At 44.4% G+C, this 20,906-nt stretch carries 19 protein-coding genes; 9 read left to right on the top strand and 10 right to left on the bottom strand.

Going from position 1 to position 20,906, the window contains the following annotated elements:
• Window positions 1–36: 36 nt before the first annotated feature.
• The 6 genes from OCV37_RS07310 to OCV37_RS07285 all read right to left on the bottom strand — a co-directional run bounded on the left by OCV37_RS07310 (window position 37) and on the right by OCV37_RS07285 (window position 7,213).
• Window positions 37–255 carry a DUF2835 domain-containing protein gene (locus tag OCV37_RS07310; protein WP_038179378.1) on the bottom strand — a complete coding sequence of 73 codons (219 nt, stop codon included), beginning with the start codon at window positions 253–255 and terminating at the stop codon, window positions 37–39.
• A 76-nt stretch (window positions 256–331) separates the two neighbouring features.
• Entirely contained in the window at window positions 332–2,935 is a 2,604-nt protein-coding gene (gene pepN / locus OCV37_RS07305; protein WP_038179380.1) for an aminopeptidase N, read from the bottom strand.
• A 219-nt stretch (window positions 2,936–3,154) separates the two neighbouring features.
• Complete coding sequence (locus OCV37_RS07300; RefSeq protein ID WP_245609111.1) at window positions 3,155–3,823, bottom strand: hypothetical protein; 669 nt, start codon at window positions 3,821–3,823, stop codon at window positions 3,155–3,157.
• A 178-nt stretch (window positions 3,824–4,001) separates the two neighbouring features.
• Window positions 4,002–6,008 (bottom strand): carboxy terminal-processing peptidase, encoded by a 2,007-nt coding sequence (gene prc / locus OCV37_RS07295; RefSeq protein WP_038179382.1) that lies wholly within the window; start codon window positions 6,006–6,008, stop codon window positions 4,002–4,004.
• A gap of 17 nt (window positions 6,009–6,025) precedes the next feature.
• Window positions 6,026–6,637 carry an RNA chaperone ProQ gene (proQ, locus tag OCV37_RS07290; protein ID WP_038179385.1) on the bottom strand — a complete coding sequence of 204 codons (612 nt, stop codon included), beginning with the start codon at window positions 6,635–6,637 and terminating at the stop codon, window positions 6,026–6,028.
• 90 nt (window positions 6,638–6,727) lie between these two features.
• A complete protein-coding gene (locus OCV37_RS07285; RefSeq protein ID WP_038179386.1) occupies window positions 6,728–7,213 on the bottom strand; it encodes a GAF domain-containing protein in 486 nt (161 codons plus the stop codon).
• Between the two features lie 299 nt (window positions 7,214–7,512).
• Between OCV37_RS07285 and rsmF the strand changes: the two genes are divergently transcribed.
• Window positions 7,513–8,940 (top strand): 16S rRNA (cytosine(1407)-C(5))-methyltransferase RsmF, encoded by a 1,428-nt coding sequence (rsmF, locus tag OCV37_RS07280; RefSeq protein WP_038179387.1) that lies wholly within the window; start codon window positions 7,513–7,515, stop codon window positions 8,938–8,940.
• Between the two features lie 100 nt (window positions 8,941–9,040).
• Here rsmF and OCV37_RS07275 read toward each other — a convergent pair whose 3' ends face one another.
• Window positions 9,041–9,886, bottom strand: a complete 846-nt coding sequence (locus tag OCV37_RS07275; RefSeq protein ID WP_038179388.1) for a CvfB family protein — start codon at window positions 9,884–9,886, stop codon at window positions 9,041–9,043.
• A 148-nt stretch (window positions 9,887–10,034) separates the two neighbouring features.
• Between OCV37_RS07275 and OCV37_RS07270 the strand changes: the two genes are divergently transcribed.
• Genes OCV37_RS07270 through OCV37_RS07260 form a run of 3 tightly spaced genes read left to right on the top strand, consistent with a single transcriptional unit; the run spans window position 10,035 to window position 12,967 of the window.
• The gene (locus OCV37_RS07270) at window positions 10,035–11,399 is read left to right on the top strand and encodes a hypothetical protein (RefSeq protein ID WP_038179389.1); all 1,365 of its coding nucleotides are present in this window, start codon (window positions 10,035–10,037) and stop codon (window positions 11,397–11,399) included.
• Between the two features lie 9 nt (window positions 11,400–11,408).
• Window positions 11,409–12,467: a 3-deoxy-7-phosphoheptulonate synthase gene (locus tag OCV37_RS07265; protein WP_038179390.1), complete on the top strand. Its 1,059-nt coding sequence runs from the start codon at window positions 11,409–11,411 to the stop codon at window positions 12,465–12,467.
• Window positions 12,468–12,484: 17 nt separating this feature from the next.
• A complete protein-coding gene (locus OCV37_RS07260) occupies window positions 12,485–12,967 on the top strand; it encodes a YajQ family cyclic di-GMP-binding protein (RefSeq protein ID WP_038179391.1) in 483 nt (160 codons plus the stop codon).
• Window positions 12,968–13,077: 110 nt separating this feature from the next.
• Here the strand turns inward: OCV37_RS07260 and OCV37_RS07255 are convergent, their stop codons facing one another.
• Together OCV37_RS07255 and OCV37_RS07250 are read right to left on the bottom strand one after the other, a co-directional pair.
• A complete protein-coding gene (locus OCV37_RS07255; RefSeq protein ID WP_038179392.1) occupies window positions 13,078–13,434 on the bottom strand; it encodes a YibL family ribosome-associated protein in 357 nt (118 codons plus the stop codon).
• A 90-nt stretch (window positions 13,435–13,524) separates the two neighbouring features.
• A complete protein-coding gene (locus OCV37_RS07250) occupies window positions 13,525–14,475 on the bottom strand; it encodes a siroheme synthase (protein ID WP_038179394.1) in 951 nt (316 codons plus the stop codon).
• Window positions 14,476–14,946: 471 nt separating this feature from the next.
• Between OCV37_RS07250 and OCV37_RS07245 the strand changes: the two genes are divergently transcribed.
• The 5 genes from OCV37_RS07245 (at window position 14,947) to OCV37_RS07225 (ending at window position 20,037) form a co-directional block, all read left to right on the top strand.
• A complete protein-coding gene (locus tag OCV37_RS07245) occupies window positions 14,947–15,978 on the top strand; it encodes an amino acid ABC transporter substrate-binding protein (protein ID WP_038179396.1) in 1,032 nt (343 codons plus the stop codon).
• A gap of 68 nt (window positions 15,979–16,046) precedes the next feature.
• Entirely contained in the window at window positions 16,047–17,258 is a 1,212-nt protein-coding gene (locus OCV37_RS07240) for an amino acid ABC transporter permease (RefSeq protein WP_038179398.1), read from the top strand.
• A gap of 1 nt (window position 17,259) precedes the next feature.
• The gene (locus OCV37_RS07235) at window positions 17,260–18,357 is read left to right on the top strand and encodes an amino acid ABC transporter permease (RefSeq protein WP_038179400.1); all 1,098 of its coding nucleotides are present in this window, start codon (window positions 17,260–17,262) and stop codon (window positions 18,355–18,357) included.
• Between the two features lie 19 nt (window positions 18,358–18,376).
• Entirely contained in the window at window positions 18,377–19,138 is a 762-nt protein-coding gene (locus OCV37_RS07230) for an amino acid ABC transporter ATP-binding protein (RefSeq protein ID WP_038179401.1), read from the top strand.
• A 236-nt stretch (window positions 19,139–19,374) separates the two neighbouring features.
• A complete protein-coding gene (locus OCV37_RS07225) occupies window positions 19,375–20,037 on the top strand; it encodes a Bax inhibitor-1/YccA family protein (protein ID WP_038179403.1) in 663 nt (220 codons plus the stop codon).
• Window positions 20,038–20,174: 137 nt separating this feature from the next.
• Here the strand turns inward: OCV37_RS07225 and tnpA are convergent, their stop codons facing one another.
• Window positions 20,175–20,636, bottom strand: coding sequence for an IS200/IS605 family transposase (tnpA, locus tag OCV37_RS07220; RefSeq protein WP_261855926.1), 462 nt, complete (start codon window positions 20,634–20,636; stop codon window positions 20,175–20,177).
• Window positions 20,637–20,906: the final 270 nt, after the last annotated feature.

Here is a 20,906-nt window from a genome sequence, read left to right as displayed (position 1 = left end):
TTCGCATCACAAAAGAGAAAATGTGTTGCATAAATGTCAAATTAATTCAAGGCACTGGAATTTATACTGCGCATCCGTCGTCAGACGAAAGCGTCCTTTCAAGCCAAATTGAGTTAAATAAGGGCGAAAGTGTGTTGCGGGAAGTTGAAGGGTCAGACCATTCTCCGTTTTGACCACAAGATGACTTGCCACACCGGAGTAATGTGCAAGGTATTCCTGATAAGGAATATAAAGCGAAAAATAAAAATATTTCATCTGCAACAATGACCGTAGCAAATAGTGACCGTGGCCAAAACGGCCACGGTCTTCATCTTAACCAATGATAATACGACTAAGCCTCCAGAGCTTTAGTGACTTTTTCATATAAATCTTTGGCCAAATTATCCATTTTCAGTAACGCTTCTAACTCTTGCTTCATCAGTTTCTGACGAACGTTGTCATAACGTTTATATTTCAGTAACGGGTCAATCAGACGTGAAGCGACTTGTGGGTTCATCGCATTCAACTGCTGTAATATTTCACCGGCAAAACGGTAGCCGCTACCGGACTGGTCATGGAAACGCTCTGGATTCTGATTCAGGAATGAACCAATCAAACTCCGGATACGATTCGGGTTTTTCAGCGTGAATGCTTCATGACTCATTGTTTTCTGAATGACAGCTAATGTATCTTCTGCCGGATTGGTTCCTTGCAACATAAACCATTTATCCATGACCAAACCATCGTGTTTCCATTGCTGACTATAGTCTGCCATTAATGTTTCACGACAAGGTAGTTCAGCCAGATTGGCAGCGGTCATGGCCGCGATTGTGTCCGTCATATTGTTGGCATTTTGGTATTGTTGCCGAACCAATGTATCCCCTTGTTCAGTCAGGGCTAAATAAGATAAACAGGTATTTCTCAGAGAACGTTGACCAATTGCCGGGTGCTCAATCGTGTACTCATCTTGCTTCAATGAATGATAGAAGGCGGAGAATTCATCTTGTAGTTCTCGTGCCAAAGCATTCTTTATCGCTTTCAGAACCAGAGAGATCGCATCAACATCGACCGTCTCAAACCAACCTGAGACTTCATTATGATTCGGCAACGCCAACATTTCGGCAATAAATTCATGTTCCAGAGATGGATCAAGCAATACTCCGCGGAAAGCATCCATCACCGATTCCGGCAACTCAACAGACTCTCCCTGCTGCACCCGCTCAATATTAGCGCGGATATATTTCGCAAGAAGCATTTGCCCCGCATCCCAGCGAGCGAATTTATTTCTCGCATGTATCATCAAAAATGCTAAGGCTTCGTCTTGATAGTCGTACACCAGTTTCACCGGAGCTGAAAATTCTTTCAACAGAGAAGGAATCGGCTCACTGGTTACTGACTCAAACACAAATGTCTGTTCATCTTGGGTAACATTCAGCACATCAGAGATTGCTTCACCGTTACAACGTAACTCAATAATATTTCCCGTGGCATCGTAGAGTTCAATGGCAAAAGGAATATGAAGCGGCTGCTTGTCTTTTTGATCAGCCGTCGGTGGCGTGTGTTGTTTTACTGATAAGGTAAATGTCTGGGCATCCTGATCATAAACACCACTCACTCGAAGTTCCGGTGTACCGGACTGGCTGTACCATAAACGGAACTGTTGCAAATCAATCCCGGATGCATCTTCCATCGCCGCGACGAAATCTTCACACGTTGCAGCCGTACCATCATGACGTTCGAAGTAAAGTTTCATTCCCTTCTGGAAATTACTTTCGCCCAATAGCGTATGAATCATACGAATAACTTCGCTGCCTTTTTCATAGACCGTCAAGGTATAGAAGTTATTCATTTCAATCACTTGCTCCGGACGAATCGGATGAGACATCGGCGAAGCATCTTCAGCAAATTGTGGTCCGCGAATAATCCGGACATTATGAATACGATTGACAGCCCGGGAGCCTAAGTCTGAAGAAAACTCTTGATCGCGGAAAACAGTCAATCCTTCTTTCAGGCTGAGTTGAAACCAATCCCGACAAGTGACGCGATTCCCGGTCCAGTTATGAAAATACTCATGCCCAATCACGGACTCAATCCCAAGATAATCGGTATCGGTTGCCGTCTGATCATTGGCTAAAACGAATTTAGAGTTAAATATATTTAACCCTTTATTCTCCATCGCGCCCATATTAAAGAAGTCAACGGCCACCACCATATAGATATCGAGGTCATATTCCAGACCAAACCGCTCTTCATCCCATTTCATCGCGTTAATGAGTGAACGCATCGCATGATGTGCCCGGTCTAAATTACCTTTGTCCACAAAGATTTCAAGTGTCACATCCCGACCAGACATGGTTTGGTAAGAATCGCGAAGCACATCAAAGTCACCGGCCACCAGTGCAAACAGGTAGGATGGTTTGGGATGAGGATCTTCCCATCGTACCCAGTTTTTTCCTTCATCGGTCGTTCCCTGGTCAACTTTGTTACCATTACTGAGCAGGTAAGGATAATTCTGCGGAGCAATAATTGTTGTGGTATATCGTGCTAATACGTCCGGCCGATCAAGATAATAAGTGATGCGACGGAATCCTTCGGCTTCACATTGAGTACAGAATGCACCATCAGATAAATATAAGCCTTCCAACGCTGTATTTTCAGCCGGATTAATCAGAGTCTCGATTCGTAATTCAAATTGCGTGGGAAGATTACTTAATTCTAAACCGGCTTCGACGAGCTGATAATCGGTCCACGGTTGCTGATTGACCTGAACACTCACCAATTCAATAGCTTCACCATCGAGTGTCAGTTGATTACTTTCTTGTAGCTGCTTCACCTGAGACACAGCTACGACGCGGGTTTGATTTTCGTGAAGATCAAATGTGAGATTGAGATCAGTGATCGTATGAGAAGGCGATTGATAATCTTTACGATATTTGGCTTGGAGCATACTTGCCATCTTGAATCCTTTTGCGTTAACGATATAAAACTTTTCCGAAATATGTGGAAATAGGTTTTGTCAGAGATATAGAACGTTTTTTGCGTCTATAGATAAGGCTACTCTAGGCGATTCTTATATAATTCTCAATGACCACGCGAGATTATCTGTCAATATACGCGGGTATAATCTCGTAAGGGCGACCATACAATTTCATACTCACCAACAGCTCTTCCAGACTCACTGAACCCGATTCAATACTGCAATCATGGCACCGTTTTCAAAATTAACGGTCAACTGATCGGCATTGACCCGAAAACGGGTATCGTGTTCTCCCTGTTCGTACAGTAAAACCAGATGGTCATTTTCGGTATAATAAACCCCACGATGAACGGCTTCATGGCCTCGCTCATCAACAGAACGAATAAAGAATAAGAAATCAGGCTCGAGAATCAGCTGAATTTCTTTCACACCAACCACATCCAACTCGGAACCCGAGAGGTGGACACTTTGCCAGTAACCCACCAAAGAACGAGAAAGTCCTTTGATGAAAGTAACGCCATTTAACATCAGGCGATTATGGGTTGTCTGATAGGCATAGATTTGAGGGTCAAGACTGTGCGTGCCAAGCATTAAGGTATCTTGACTCGCTGCATATCCGCCTTCCCAATATTCCACAGAACTATCCCGCTTTTTAACCTGAACGGCAAAGGTATAGCTGGAACTGAGTGTCAGATGGATGGACATAAAGTCCTGCTGCGGATCATCGGGGTCAGAATTAACCAGATACCACTCCCCGACTAAAAAAGGAAAATCGAACTGAGTGAGATCATTCTTATGACTGGTCGTGAATCCACTGCCGGAGCACACGAAACTGAGGATAGCGACATACCATTTCACATTTCGCATAGTAGATAGACTCCTCACTTTTTTCTTTAAGCTTAGAATCCATATACTGATAAAGCGAACAATTCTGTAATTTGCTGATAGACGAATTTTGATTGTGCTGGACAGTATAAAATCGCTCAAAAAAGAAAACGCGCTTTGAGAAAGCGCGTTTGTCTATAAAGCTCAGAAGCTGATGAAATTAAGCACCAATATTAACCATATCCACCGTAATTGCCACGGCTTCATCCAGATATGCATCCGGCGCAATATAGTCCTTCGGAACATCTTCTAATTTAGCGTAAGGTTTATGACCCTCTTGCTTCTGACGCAGATTGATCCGTTTTAATTTCAGTGCATCCGCAGCTTCAGTTTCCTGACGTCTGACCGCTTCATTCAGAGAAAGCCAATTCTCACTGTCTTTCTCCTGTTTATACTTAGCAATATCTTGCTCGATAAACTGAAACTCCATATCTTTGGCAATGCGTTTTTCATGACGTTTTTTCAACGCCTGAATCAGCTTCTGATAGTGATGGACCTTGCTGTAGTCAGCACGGCTGATGCTATCCCAAGGCAGTGAGTTATCTTCAACACTTTCACCGGTTTCACTCGGATCAACGGCCGTCGGGAATGCAATATCAGGGGCTACGCCCTTATCCTGCGTACTACCACCATTGATACGGTAAAACTTCTGAATGGTATATTGAATATATCCCAACGGCTCACTGAACAAATCGTAAATACTATTTAACGAATAATGTTGTTGAACGGTTCCTTTACCGTAAGAGTTTTCACCGAGAATCACCGCACGATCATAATCTTGCATAGCGGCAGCAAAAATTTCAGAAGCAGAGGCACTATAACGATTAATCAATACCGTTAAAGGACCGTCATAGCTACTCTTGCCATCCGTGTCGCTGTTGATATTCACTTGTCCACGACTATCACGCACCTGAACTACCGGTCCTTTTTTAATAAACAAACCCGTTAATCCGGTTGCTTCAGTCAGAGCACCACCACCATTATTACGCAGGTCAACAATCACACCATCAACATGCTGCTGTTTAAATTCACTCAGCAATTTATCGGTATCCCGGGAAAGTCCGACATAAAAGCTAGGGACTTCAAGAACACCGATCTTCTTGCCGCCTTGCTCAATCACTTTCGATTTAACCGCCCGGTCTTCCAGACGAATCTTATCGCGTGTAATTGTGACAACGTGACTTTTTGCGTTCTTACCTTCCGGTAGAACTTGGAGTTTGACCACCGTGCCTTTCGGCCCTTTAATCAACTGAACGACATCATCGAGACGCCAGCCAATCACATCAACAATGGCTTTACCATCCTGGCCAACCCCGATAATCCGATCGCCTTCTGAAAGTTTATGGCTTTTATCCGCCGGCCCGCCGGCAACTAATGAACGAATAACCGTATAATCATCCGTCATTTGCAACACGGCCCCAATCCCTTCCAGTGACAGATTCATTTCTGATTTAAACTGCTCGGCACTACGCGGGGAAAGATAGCTGGTATGCGGGTCAATCTGACGCGCAAAAGCATTCATAAACAGTTGAAAAACATCTTCACTATGTGTCTGAGTCAAGCGTTTGATGGCATTATTATAGCGTTTCGTCAGCGTCTCTTTGATTTCCGGCCATTTCTTTCCGGTCAGTTTCAGGTTCAACGCATCATATTTAACTCGCTTACGCCATAAATCATCCAGTTCCTGCTGATTCTTCGGCCATGCCTCTTTAGAGCGATCCAATTCAATCGATTCGTTGGTATCAAACTTTATCTCATGATCCAATAACGAAAGCGCATATTTAAATCGTTCATAGCGTTTCTTAACTGAGATGTTGTAGACATCGAAAGCAATTTGATCATTGCCCGCATTGAGTTGGTCATCCAATTCAACCGACCACTGTTTAAACCCATCAATATCTTTCTGAGTAAAAATATTCCGGTTGTAATCAAGCAACCCCAGATAACGCTGAAAGATTTTCTGAGAAAAAGCATCATCCAGATAAATATGTTTGTAGTGAGACTGAACAAACTTATTCTTGATCCGTTCCGTCGCAAGCGAATGTTGACTTTCAGGAGTAAGAACAGGCAGATCCGATTCACGGATTGAGGGAACAGAGGCTTGAACAGAAGAAACTGCCAGCCAAAGGCCAGCAGCAATTAGTGTCAGTTTTGAACGGCATTTCATGCGTAGGAGGCTCTCCTTTATGCGCTTAAGTGCTCCGCTTTAATGACCATTTGCAGGCCATTTCCAAGCTGTACACGCACATCTTCCTTATTGATCTCAACAATGGTCGCAGCCATGTTGCCTTTACCCATGTTGACTTTGACCTGACGACCTACACTCAGTTCATCAGGATTCAATGCCCGGGCTTGTACAGTTTTTTCCTGAGCACGTTTTGCAGTTTTTGCCTTAGGATTTGGCTTCCTAGTTTTAGGCTGTGCATTATTCTTTTCTTGTTGCTGTTTTTCTTTGCGTCGCGCCTGAACTTTTGCCTTACTTTCGGCTAGTGTATTCTGGGCATGTTCGACATGTTCTTGCTCTAATGTACCACATGGATTCCCATCTAAGTCAACTCGTTCGGCACCGGGTTTTACTCCATGCAGATAACGCCATGAAGAGGTGTATTGTCTTAACGCTGCACGAAGCTGAGTTTTACTCACCTTCGGATCACCTTCCAAACGTTGAACAAGATCTTGAAAAATACCAATTTTCAGTGGCTGAGCTTCACCTTCTAGTGTGAAGCATTTTGGGAAACATTCAGCAATATATGCAATGACTTCTTTGCTGTTTTTTAACTTTTCAGTGTTTTCCATGTGGGTTCCTGGTTACTACGGTTTCATTCCGTAAGACATGAAGATATCAATGTTCGGGTATTATAGTGTTCTGAATCGGAAAAACCACCGTCAGACTATAAATAATGTCTCGTTAGTCTGTGAATTAAACAGCTTTTCTACCTGATTCATCATTTCTGTCAAACCTTGTTCGTCGACTTCAGAGAATCGCCCCTGGCTTGGACTATCAATATCCAATACGCCACGCAATTGACCGTCCACCGAAAATGGAATCACCAACTCGGAGCGGCTGTCAGCATCACAGGCGATATGTCCTTCAAATGAATGCACATCATCAATCCGCTGAACGCAATTTGTTTCAATCGCAGTGCCACAGACCCCACGACCGACAGGAATCCGAATACAAGCCGGTTTACCTTGAAATGGCCCCAGGACGAGTTCATCACCCTCTAACAAATAAAATCCAACCCAGTTAATGTCGGTCATTTCCATATGAAGAAGTGCTGACAAATTTGCCAAGTTAGCGACCAGATTGGTTTCAGAACCAATCAATGTCACGGCCTGCTTAGTTAAAAGCCGATACTGTTCAAGTTCCATACATCTTTCCATATCATGCAATCGATCCAATCATTACGATGAAAATTGCTTTAAAACGAGTCGTTTTATCGCTGAATGATTGATAACACAAGCAAAAACTAACATTCATGTTGCATTGATGCAAATACATCCATATCCAAAGACATCATCCCCCACCAATCAAGCGTTCCCCAGCGGGTTAAATCTGCGGAAACTGAGGATAAAACTGACGAGGCGAGCGCTGATTATGTATCTTGATATCACTTGTGTATATAATGCAGCGCTTCCCTGCAATTGAACGTTAAACTGAGAGAGTTATTTTGCACACGAATATTGATTTGCCGGATGAATTTCTGCGGACGATCGAACAGATACTGCCGTCTCAACTGTCGATGGATGATTTTATTGCCGCCTGTCAGCGCCCGCTGCGCAAGAGTATTCGCGTCAATACCTTGAAAATATCGGTCTCCGATTTTTGTCAGCGTGCCAACGATAATGGCTGGCGTCTGACCCCGATTCCTTGGTGTCCGGAGGGATTTTGGGTTGAACCGGAAGATTTCACCACACCGATAGGCAATACTTTCGAGCATATGACCGGCTTATTTTATATTCAGGAAGCCAGCTCAATGATGCCGGTCAGTGCATTATTTCATCAACAGGACACCGCTTTTGAAGCGGTGTTAGATATGGCGGCAGCACCGGGATCAAAAACGACCCAGATTGCGGCCCTGATGAATAATGAAGGGATTATCGTTGCCAATGAGTTCTCAGCCAGTCGGACCAAAGCACTTTACTCAAATATTGAACGCTGTGGCGTCAGAAACAGTGCCCTGACAACGTTTGACGGTCGGGTTTTCGGTGAGTGGCTTCCCGAACAGTTTGATGCGGTATTAATTGATGCACCATGCTCCGGTGAAGGTACGATTCGCAAAGACCCGGATGCAATGAAAAACTGGAGTCCGGCCTCTATTGCAGCGATTGCTGAGACACAAAAAGCACTAATTGAAAGCGCGTTTTATGCTTTAAAACCAGGGGGAATCCTAGTCTACTCAACCTGTACATTGAGTCGAGAGGAAAATCAGGATGTTTGTCATTACTTGCAACAAACTTTTGGTGACAGCGTCACATTTGAATCTCTAGCATCACTGTTCCCGCAGGCCGAACTGGCATTAACTGAAGAAGGCTTCTTACATATTTTCCCACAAATTTATGACTGTGAAGGTTTCTTCGTAGCACGGATTCGCAAAACCTCTTCTGTCCCCTCGCCACAAGTCAAGAAACGACTCGGCAAGTTCCCTTTCAGTAAAGCGAACCTAAATCAGCAGAATACGATCAGTCAGGCATTGAAGCAGTCATTGGATATCGATTTACCGGCACACAGCCAAATCTGGCTACGCGATAATGAAGTGTGGTTGTTTCCACAGGCTCTGGAGCCGATGATTGGTCAGTTTAAATTCTCCCGCATGGGAATCAAACTGGCTGAAGCACACAAAAAAGGCTATCGCTGGCAGCACCAGGTTGTCACCGCTCTGACATCCGGCCACGAAACCAAAGCGATTGAACTCTCGCTGGAAGAAGCTCGCCAGTGGTTTATGGGCAAAGATATTCGTCCGGAGCAGGCTGACGTTGGCCAAGGCGAAGTCCTGATTCAATATCAGGGCGTGTTCCTTGGACTCGGGAAATGGGTCGGTAACCGGATTAAAAATGGCTTGCCAAGAGAACTGGTGAGAGACGGTAATTTATTTTAATCTCTGCCATTGATTGTCACTTTTAAGCATTGAAAAAGCCCGAAACCATACCACTGGTTTCGGGCTTTTTGTATACGATGCAGATTACAGCAAAGTGAGTTTATTTCGGATCATTCAATAATCGGATGCCATCACTTTCAATCGTGATGATACCTTGCTTATACAACTGACCAATCGTTTTTTTATAGGTCCCTTTACTGGTACGAAAGGCATTAAAAATAGCATCTGGAGAAGATTTATCGCCCAGCGGCAGAAAACCACCTTTCTGACGCAGTTGCTCAACAATCTTACCGCTCAGTTCATCAAGTTTGGCGACCCCTAACTTTTGCAGAGACACATCAATTTTGCCATCTTCGCGAACTTGTTTCACAAATCCTTTCAGTCGCTTGCCGACAAATACTTTGCCAAAAACATCTGACTGAAACAGCATTCCCCAATGTTGCTCATTGATAATCACTTTGTATCCCAAAGCTGAACGCTCTGCGACCAATAGATCAACCTTCTGGTTAGGTGTGTAATGTGCCGGTGTTTTATCCAGCCATTTATTGAACTTTGTCGTCCCGACAATCCGTCCGGACGCTTTATCCGTATAGACATAAACCAGAATAGATTGCTCAGCCGTGAGCCGCCCGCGCTGCTCACTGAAAGGAATCAAGAGATCTTTTTCATGAATCCCCCAATTGACAAAAGCACCGGTTTGATTGACGCCAACCACTTTCATCATGCCCCATTCACCAACACAAGCAATCGGTGTTTCCGTTGTCGCAGCGAGCTGACTGTCAGAATCGAAATATAAAAACACATCCACCGATACACCGATTTCAACCGGCTGACGCATCAGCTTCTTCGGCAACATCACCGTGCCATAATCTTTTGCATCGAGAAACACCCCAAAATCAGTTTCCCGCAAAATCTCTAGCTGATTGATTTGTCCAATTTTAATCATCAAATAGGTCTCATATCAAATTTGCAGAGATTATACGCGAACTCTGATATCCTTTCTCTACCATTTACAAATATATACTCAGTCAACGTCAGGATTTACGTCTTTTGCGGTGATTCAGATATACAAGTGCGTTTACCGGAGGACAGATTTGATCAAGGTTAGCAAGCATGATGCGATTACGTTGAAAATATCCCATACAATGTCACAGAGTAAGCTTTCCAGTCTGGAAATGTATCTGTTCGTCCCGGGAGAAATCGGGCTCAATCAGGATCTGATGCCTGAGACAGAGCTCTATTATAATTGTCTGACCCAAAAACGCGCTTATTACAGTGACAAACATCTCCTGCCGTTGATTCACAGCCGTCTCGCTCAGCGAGGCAGATTGTCATCCACTCAATATCGAATCAGTTTGAGTTTGTTCGCTTACCAGTATGTCATGGCACTCGACAATGCAGTGGGTAATCTCCTGCACGATAGTGACAACGTCACTGAAATCGAAATTGATAACGTTGTCGAATTGACGCTGGATATCCTTCGCAGACTCAGACGCACCATTCCTTATGAAGAAACACTCAAACGGTATTACACCAATATCGATAATTATCTCTCTTGGTATACCGAACAAAAATTTCTCTCTCTGGTGGCGCACTTAACCCGGGACAGTGAGTACAAAACGATCAAGGACCGTCTGATTATTTTGGCCGAAAAAGAACAGGCCCATCGTGCACTGCATCACTATAATTCAGCGCAAGCGACTCAGGATATCACCCGGATCAGTAACAAAATGCGTTTGTTACGCCGCCTGATTGAACATCCGGTCATTCTTAAGGAAACAACCATATCGCTCGGTAATAACATTCGGCGGGCCGTGAAAGGGATTGCGACCGGTTTTGTGATGCTGTTTGTCACCATGATGGTTATTTTTGCCCGGGATTACTGGGGAGAAATTACGGCTTCATTTATTATTGCCATGTCTTTTATATATGCATTGAGAGAAATATTTAAAGATGATTTGAAAGATATGCTCTGGCGCTGGCTCCGTAAGGGAAAACCGAAGTGGAAAAGACGTTACTATGACCCCAGTACGGGCAACCAGATTGGGCAAAAATATGAGTGGTTGAATTACCAAACGATTAGCAACCTTCCTGACCGGATTCAGCGCATCCGTAAGAAGCGGATCGTACAGCGGGAAGAGCAAGTCATCTGTTACCGTTCCGAAACGGAAATGTCAACGTCACGCTTTATGAGCGGTTACGAAGAAACACGTGAAACTATCTATTTTGACTTTCGTGAAATTACACGACTTTTCGATAAAGATACTTATCGGATTTATCGCCTGAACAACGGTCAGGTCAGTCGTGAAAAAGTTGAAAAGCGCCACCTGTTTAATCTCATTATCAAACAGGATAATCATGTTGATGAGCCAATTTACTATCGCTGGAAGGTGGTACTCAACCGTAGCAAGATAGTCGCGATTGAACCGATTGAGCTTACATCTAACGAACTGGAATAGAATCAAACCATGAAAACCGATGAATTAAGAACAGAACCTTTAGGGCATATGCCTACCCCCGAGCAGTTGCGAACCCAGTCTCCTGTGAGTGCTGCCGTTGGCCAGCATATCTCACAAAGTCGTCAAGCAATTGAAGCCATCTTACACGGCAGAGATCATCGACTGTTAGTCATTACCGGACCATGCTCAATTCATGATCCGGAAGCGGCACTGGATTACGCAAAACGCTTAAACGTCCTTCGCGAGCGGTATGCTGATAATCTGTTGATCGTCATGCGGACCTATTTTGAAAAACCGAGAACCGTCGTCGGCTGGAAAGGATTAATCACCGATCCGTATCTGGATGGCCGTTATGCACTCGAAGAAGGATTGAGTAAAGCCCGGGAGGTTTTACTGGCAATCAATCAACTTGGATTACCGACCGCGACTGAATTTTTGGATATGATTACCGGTCAGTATATTGCCGATCTCATCTCTTGGGGAGCCATCGGTGCGAGAACCACCGAATCTCAAATTCACCGGGAAATGGCTTCGGCACTCTCCTGTCCTGTCGGTTTCAAAAATGCCACCAACGGTAACGTAAAAGTAGCAGTTGATGCGATCAGAGCCGCTCAGGCATCTCATTATTTCTACTCCCCGGATCGACAAGGTCGCATGACGGTTTATCGCACCAGTGGCAATCCGGATGGACATGTCATTCTTCGTGGCGGTGAAAACGGGCCGAACTTTGACAGTAAGTCTGTTCAACAGGCTTGCGCTCAATTAGAATCACACCATCTGTCTCCCCGGGTGGTCATCGATTTCAGCCATGCGAACTGCCAAAAACAGCATAAACTTCAATTAAGTGTGGCTGAAGATATTTGTCAGCAAATTCGCCGGGGAAGTGATCAAATTGCCGGCGTGATGGCCGAGAGTTTCATTGAAGAAGGCCATCAGCCGATTGCTTCACCGGATCAATTGAAATACGGCATGTCGATTACCGATCCATGTCTGAGCTGGTCAGATACCGAGCTGATGCTCTCTCAACTGAACGCAGCGATACACGACAGAAATAACGACAAACGATAAAGACAAGGAGCAGGCCTATGCCTTCTTTTGACATGGTGTCAGAAATTGACACTGTTGAATTAAAAAATGCTGTTGATAATGCCAACCGTGAACTATCAACCCGCTTTGACTTCAGAAATGTTGAAGCCAGTTTTGAACTCAAAGATGACATCGTCACACTGTCAGCAGAAGGTGACTTCCAGCTCAAACAGATGCGTGATATTTTGCGGAGCAATCTGGCAAAACGCGAAGTTGACGGTAACGCGATGGAGACACAAAAAGCCAGTCAGTCGGGTAAACTCTGGCATCAGGATGTATTATTCAAACAGGGAATCGAGACGCTGCTGGCCAAAAAAATAGTCAAAAGCATTAAAGACCAGAAGCTGAAAGTTCAGGTTGCAATCCAAGGCGATAAAATTCGTGTAACCGGTAAAAAACGCGATGACCTACAAAGTGTGATTGCTTTTATCCGCGGAGAAGATTTTGGTCAGCCGTTTCAATTCAACAATTTCAGAGACTAAACACTACGACCAAAATCATCAAGGGCTCGATAATCACGAGCCCTGATTTGTCAGTCAGACTATTATCGCAGCTTACTCATCACAGAGACGCTTAACAGGACTGTCGCGAATCAGAACTGACGCGGTGCAAAACCTGTCATGGCCTCAAGACGCATCGCCTTGCCCAATTTGGTTGTCGGGTGAACAATAACAAGCCCTTTGACTGATTTTTTCAGCTTACCGATATCCGCTTGTTCCTCGCGGGTAATTTCCCGGGAAAAAGGTAAATCAGATAATCTTTTACGCTCTTTATTTAGATCGTACTCTTGCTTACTTTTCAATGAGTTGAGCTGTTTATTCAACGCATCAATCTCATCCGTAAACTGGGTAATCATCTCATTATCTCCGCGAGATTTAGCCGCCTCCAGCTTATGTTTACATTTGTCCAATCGATTGTTCAATTGCTGGGTTTGATCTTTTAAACTCATAGGAAATAACTCTCATCTGTTAGTAGCGGCGCAGTATAGCACAAGCGTATTCAATTATTAGTGGATTCGTGATGACGGCTTTATTCCTGTTTATTCACTCTGATAAACACCACAGCCAAATTGACGCTCCCCCTTCATTTTCAGATCGGCAACAGCCTGAAAATCAGTCGCGGTGACCATGATACAAAGAGCGTGTGTTTCTTCCCGGGCTCGCGTAAGTAAATCTTGTAATTCAGCCCGGCTGGCAAACACGGCTCTTTCTGCATCACGACGACATAAATCAAGCCCCGCCGCAGGGATATCCCGATGATAAAGCACTTGTTCAGATTGCTGCATAAAACGCACTGCCTTCATCGGCAGTAACTCCACATCGGTATCACAAATCACCCACACCACTTCCCGGACATCCAATTCCGGCATCGCAAGATAATGTTGATAACGATGTTCTAAAATTGTCCGCTCCTGCGTCTCTTTCACCATCGGGTCTGCCAGAAAAGACTGCCAAAAGCGACGGCGGGCATTGACATCCGGTCGGTTTGCTTTCAGATGCTCTCGTTTTTCACCGCAAAATTGCGCCAGAACACGTAAATTCTGCGCTAAAATCGCTTCAACGGACTCACGAATATTACGTACCAATACCGGGGAAGACCCACCACTTGAAATGGCCACTTGAATTAGCCCTCGGTCAATCATGGCTGGCGTAATAAAATCACAATAGGGTTGATCATCAACCACATTGACTAATAATCCGAGTAATTTAGCATCCGCATGAATCTGATGATTCAACGCAGCATGATCCGTCGTCGCCCAAACCTGCACATAATTGCGGGTCAGAAATGCACTATCATAGCGCTGCTGAATCCAGTGAATCACATCATCGTGCCATAATCGCAGAAGAGATTCGGAAAGCTCAGGAGACAAGATAGTGACCTGCGCACCGGCTTTAACCAAAGCTTCAGTTTTCCGACTTGCAACTTCTCCTCCTCCAACAACCAAGACAGCTCTTTCACTTAAATCCATAAACAGCGGAAAATATCGCATAACATTTGCAACCTTATATTAACAACTATAACAAATCACACGAACCAAAAAAGTGCAACTGTTATCTAACCAAAGCACAATATGGAAATTATTGATTAAATTAACATCCATACTTGGATTAAAATTCTAAATAATAACAATAAACAAAAACAAAAAGTCGAAAAACTATTCAAAAAATGTATGTATACACAATTGCACTATCATTGAACCTGACTGCACTATTTACATTTAAATAACAATTCGCCATGCTAAATGCAGGCTGGGTTTGTGATTATACTATAATTCTTTTTGTCAGAAATTTGAGAAAAACCTAATCCCTACCTACGCTTACAGACGATTGTGACTGGAAATGAAATGGCGCTCTGGACAAATAGCGGTTTCAACCGTCAGAACAAATAAAGGCAAAATGAATTACTTGTGTCAGGAATCCCTGCTCACATTGCGTGATTCATACTGGAAGGATACAGACTCATGGCAAACACACTCAAAATTCTTGCTTCAATTACTATTGCATCCGCTGCAATGGTTGCAGCCCAGTCTGCTTCAGCAGCAGAGAGCACTCTTGATAAAGTACTCTCAAATGGCGTTGTAACCTGTGGTGTTAGTACCGGGCTTCCGGGGTTCTCCAACCCAAATGCGAAAGGAGAATGGGAAGGCATTGATGTTGAATATTGTCGGGCATTGGCCGCAGCAGTGCTCGGTGATAAAACCAAAGTCAAATTTGTACCATTAACTGCAAAAGAGCGTTTCACTGCACTACAATCCGGTGAAATCGACGTTCTCTCCCGTAATACAACCTGGACATTGCAACGCGATACCGCTTTAGGTCTCAATTTTGTCGGCGTTACATATTATGACGGACAGGGATTCATGGTCAAAAAGAATCTCGGTGTCAAAAGTGCCAAAGAGCTTGATGGTGCTTCTGTCTGTATTCAGTCAGGAACCACAACGGAGCTGAATCTTGCTGACTATTTCCGCAAAAATGGCATGTCTTATAAACCGGTTGTCTTTGATACATCAGCTCAAACCGCTAAAGGTTTTGATGCTGGCCGATGTGATGTACTGACATCGGATCAGTCTCAACTTTATGCGCTACGTGTCAACCTCCAAGATCCAAGCTCTGCTGTTGTGCTTCCGGAAATTATTTCTAAAGAACCACTCGGCCCGGTTGTCCGCCAAGATGATGACAAGTGGTTTAACGTTGCAAAATGGACGCTATTTGCTCTGGTCAATGCCGAAGAATACGGCATCACATCGAAAAATGTTGAGCAAATGAAGAAATCAACCGATGCCAACATTACACGTATTCTCGGCTTAGATGGCCCCAAAGGTTCCGGTCTCGGAATTCGTGATGATTGGGGTTATCAGATCGTCAAGCAAGTCGGAAACTATGACGAAATATTTGAACGCTCTGTCGGTTCAGGTTCTCCACTTAAAATTGCCCGTGGTGTCAATGCACTATGGAATGCGGGCGGCTTCATGTATGCCCCACCAATCCGTTAATCATGAGATTAAAAAAACGGGCGGTTTAATCCGCCCTTTATCGGAAATGGACTTGAGGTTATTGTTGTATGAAGCCTGAAAATAACGCGGTGTCCTCAACAGGCAACACATCTGCCCCCAAAAAAGTGACACACTTATTCTATAATCCTACATTTCGGTCAGTCGTCTTTCAGATAATTGCTATCTTGGCACTGGTCTTTTTCATCTACACGATTGTTAATAATGCCCTGACCAATCTAGAGTCTCGCAACATCACCACCGGGTTTGATTTTATGGATCAACCGGCAGGGTTTGGCATCAGCCAGTCTTTAATCGACTACAACGAAACCGATACATATGGCAGAACCTTTGTTGTCGGACTCCTGAATACATTATATGTGTCATTTATTGGCATCGTTTTGGCGACAGTACTGGGGTTTATTCTTGGGATCGCTCGTTTGTCGTCAAACTGGCTCGTGAGTCGCTTTGCAGCCATCTATGTCGAAACCTTTCGGAATATTCCGCTGCTGTTACAAATTCTCTTCTGGTATTTTTCGGTCTTACAGGCCTTACCCGGAAAAAGACAAAGCCTATCTATCGGAGATGCCGTTTTTATTAACGTCAGTGGTTTATTTATCCCGAAACCCATTTTTGCCTCAGGAAGCGGCTTGGTATTGGCGGTTTTGATTCTCGGTGTGATCGCCACAATCTGCGTGAAAATCTGGGCCAACAATCGCCAAAAAGTGACAGGGCAACAAACACCGACACTGAGTATTGCACTCGGCCTGATTATCGGTCTGCCAGTTATCACCTACTTCTTGACCGGGATGCCAATCTCAGCGGAATATCCGGTTCTGCAACGGTTTAATTTTCAGGGCGGGATTGAAATTATTCCTGAATTCGTAGCTCTGCTGGTTGCTCTTAGCATCTATACAGCAGCATTTATTGCCGAAATTGTTCGCTCCGGGATTAATGCCGTCAGTCATGGTCAGACTGAAGCGGCAATGTCATTAGGCCTGTCTCGCCGGAGAACCCTTAAATTAGTTATTATTCCTCAGGCAATGCGCATTATTATCCCACCATTAACCAGCCAGTATCTCAACTTAACCAAAAACTCTTCACTCGCTGTTGCGATTGGTTATCCGGACCTCTTCAATGTGTTCGCCGGAACGACCCTAAACCAGACCGGACAAGCGATCGAAGTCATTTCGATGACAATGGCCGTTTATCTGACAATCAGTCTGGTCACTTCATTTTTAATGAACACATATAACCGTAAAGTTGCTTTGGTGGAGAGATAAGATGAAAGTACATCAATTTCAACCGGATCTGCCGCCACCGTCCAATACCAACGGTCCGATCGTCTGGATGCGCAAGCACTTATTCAGTAATGTCTTCAATTCCGTGCTGACGCTGATTCTTGCTTACTTTGCATTTACCGGACTGTACCACCTCATTGACTGGGCTCTGATTAAAGCCGATTGGATCGGAGAAAGCCGTGATGCTTGTTCAAAGCAAGGGGCTTGTTGGGTGTTGATTTACGTTCGCTTTAATCAGTTTATGTTTGGATTTTATCCGGAAAGTGAACTGTGGCGCCCCCAATTATTCTATGCCACATTGGCAATTTTAGTTGCCCTGCTGGCTTATCCGAAGACCCCGAAACGTGGCTGGTTAGCGCTGTTTACATTGACTGTTTATCCACTCTTGATGACCGGTTTGCTCCATGGCGAATGGTTTGGTTTACCTGTGGTTGAAACTTACAAATGGGGCGGCCTTCTGATCACGCTTGTGCTCGCTTTGGTCGGCATTGTCGCATCCTTACCCATTGGTGTGCTGCTGGCGCTCGGGCGACGTTCTCATATGCCCATCATTCGTAGCTTATGCACCGTTTATATTGAAGTATGGCGTGGAGTCCCGCTGATCACCGTGTTGTTTATGGCCTCGGTCATGCTACCGTTATTCATGGCTGACGGCGCAGATAGTGACAAGTTAGTCCGGGCACTGATCGGTGTAATACTCTTCAGTGCAGCCTATATTGCCGAAGTCATCCGGGGCGGTTTACAAGCCATCCCTAAAGGGCAATACGAAGCTGCAGACTCACTCGGACTAAGCTACTCCAAAAAGATGGGATTGATCATTCTGCCTCAGGCACTGAAAATTACCATCCCTTCGATTGTGAATACCTTCATCGACCTATTTAAAGATACCAGTCTGGTACTGATTATCGGGATGTTTGATGTGCTTGGGATCGGTCAAGCAGCAAATACCGACCCGAACTGGCTTGGTTTTTCGACTGAAAGTTATGCCTTTGTTGCGTTAGTGTTCTGGGTCTTTTGTTTTGGCATGTCGAGATATTCGATCTGGCTGGAAAACAAACTACACACGGGTCACAAACGATAAAAATTTCAAGGAACGTATTATGACGCTACAAAATACTCAAAATAAAGAAGCCGTGATCCAAATTAAGGATATGAATAAATGGTACGGTGAGTTCCATGTATTAAAGAACATCAATCTGAAGGTGACTAAAGGAGAACGGATTGTAATTTGTGGTCCTTCCGGTTCCGGTAAATCAACCATGATTCGTTGTATTAACCGGCTTGAAGAACACCAAAAAGGCCAGATTATCGTTGCCGGTCATGAACTCACTGAAGATTTAAAGGATATCGAAGCCGTCCGTCGTCAGGTCGGGATGTGCTTTCAGCATTTTAACCTCTTCCCTCATTTGACGGTGCTGGAAAATTGTACGCTGGCGCCTATCTGGGTGAAAAAAATGCCAAAAGAAGAAGCCGAAGCCCTTGCGATGAAATATCTGGAGCGCGTCAAGATCCCCAATCAGGCCAAAAAATATCCGGGCCAGTTGTCCGGGGGGCAGCAACAACGTGTGGCGATTGCTCGCTCATTATGTATGAACCCTCACATTATGCTGTTTGATGAGCCGACATCGGCTTTGGATCCGGAAATGGTCAGAGAGGTTCTGGATGTCATGGTTGAACTGGCAGAAGAAGGCATGACCATGTTGTGTGTCACACACGAGATGGGGTTTGCCAAAGAAGTAGCAGATCGCGTCATTTTCATGGATGCCGGTGAAATTATCGAAGAAAACAATCCGCAAGATTTCTTTGCCAATCCTCGCTCCGATCGCACCCAGAACTTCCTTGCGCAAATTCTGCAGCATTAATGTTCAAGCGTATCTTTGTCAACAAGGCCCATCGGGTGCCTTGTTGACATCAGGAAACCATTCGGAAGTTAACATTTGTTTCTCATCGGAAAAATTGTGTTACAACTTCATCACGGTATTGCAGTTCATTTTTGACTAAGATAAGGTCATGATACCCGTGAGGGGTTGAAGATTAGAACTTTTACCCCCACATAGAGTCTTAATTAGAAATAGACAATCATTATACGAGGAAGCGTATGAACCGTCCTATGTATTCACGCACATCGACTTTAGATGGTGCACTTCAAACAAACAAAGTGTTGAGAAACACCTATGCCCTCTTAGGGATGACGCTGTTATGGTCTGCTGTCGTCGCTGGCGTTTCTATGGCGATGAATCTTCCCTCTCCGGGGTTGATCATTATGTTGGTCGGCTTCTATGGTTTACTGTTCCTTACTGAGAAGAACCGTGATAACAGTATGGGATTAGTTTTCACCTTCCTGTTCACCGGTTTCCTTGGTTATACACTAGGCCCGATCCTGAACGCATATATCAGTGCCGGTCTCGGAGATGTAGTCTTAACCGCGCTGGGTGGTACAGCCCTGACCTTTATGGCGGCTTCCGCTTATGCACTGACCACTAAACGTGACCTTTCATTCCTGTCGGGAATGCTACTGGCTGGTTTTGTTGTCCTGCTCGTCGGGTTTGTTGCGAACATCTTCCTGCAACTCCCTGCCCTGTATCTGGCAATGAGCGGACTGTTCGTCTTGTTCTCAACGGGTGCAATCTTGCTGACTACACAGCAGATTGTCCGCGGTGGTGAGACCAACTATATCTCTGCAACCATTACGCTGTATGTTTCAATCTATAACTTGTTCATCAGCCTGCTCAGCATTCTGGGCTTCATGAACAGAGATTAAGTTCTGACTGACGTATTTTTTGCATGACAGAAAAAAAGTATCCACCGGCATAGCCGGTGGTTTTTCATATGCGCCTATAAGGCTCTCCTACTAGCAGCGCCCTAGCAGGCGCGTAGTGATCTGACATTTGCATATGACTACTTCCTGCGGCCCGTAAACGGGCTACCTGAATACGGGATCGACAATTGCTCTCCCATTTTATCCTGCTCTAGTTGCTGCTTGATGTAATTTTGTATCTTGCTCGTATTTTTACCTACCGTATCTACATAATAACCTCGGCACCAAAATTCTCGATTTCTATATTTAAACTTCAAATCACCGAATCGTTCATAAAGCATTAGGCTACTTTTACCTTTCAAATACCCCATAAACCCTGAAACACTCATTTTGGGCGGTATTTCTAAAAGCATGTGGATATGATCCGCGCAACATTCCGCTTCAAGAATGTTCACATTTTTCCATTCACATAGTTTCCTCAATATTTCACCTATTGCTCTACGTTTTTCTCCGTAGAACACTTGCCTTCTATATTTCGGTGCAAAGACTATGTGGTATTTACAGTTCCAGCGCGTGTGCGCTAAGCTCTTTTCGTCCCCCATTGGGACCCCCTTTCAATTCTTAATTAACTCTTGTAGTTGCCAGACCACAAGACTTTTTTATCAAATTGAAAGGGGTTATATAACTGACTTATAGCTGTAAGCTTTACGGAACCCCCAGCCTAGCTGGGGGTTTTCTCTATACAACAAAGAAAAAGCCCGGCTCCGGGCTTTTTTTATATCTCCCACAGACCTTTTCTATAAACAATGATTGTTTCATGGCAAGCAGTTCGTTACCCTTAGCGCGTTCTAATTAATGAGGCAACACAGCAT

This window comes from Vibrio rhizosphaerae (assembly GCF_024347095.1).
GTDB lineage: Bacteria > Pseudomonadota > Gammaproteobacteria > Enterobacterales > Vibrionaceae > Vibrio > Vibrio rhizosphaerae.
Note: the sequence above shows the minus strand (reverse complement) of the source record. Positions and strands in the feature narration are given on the sequence as shown.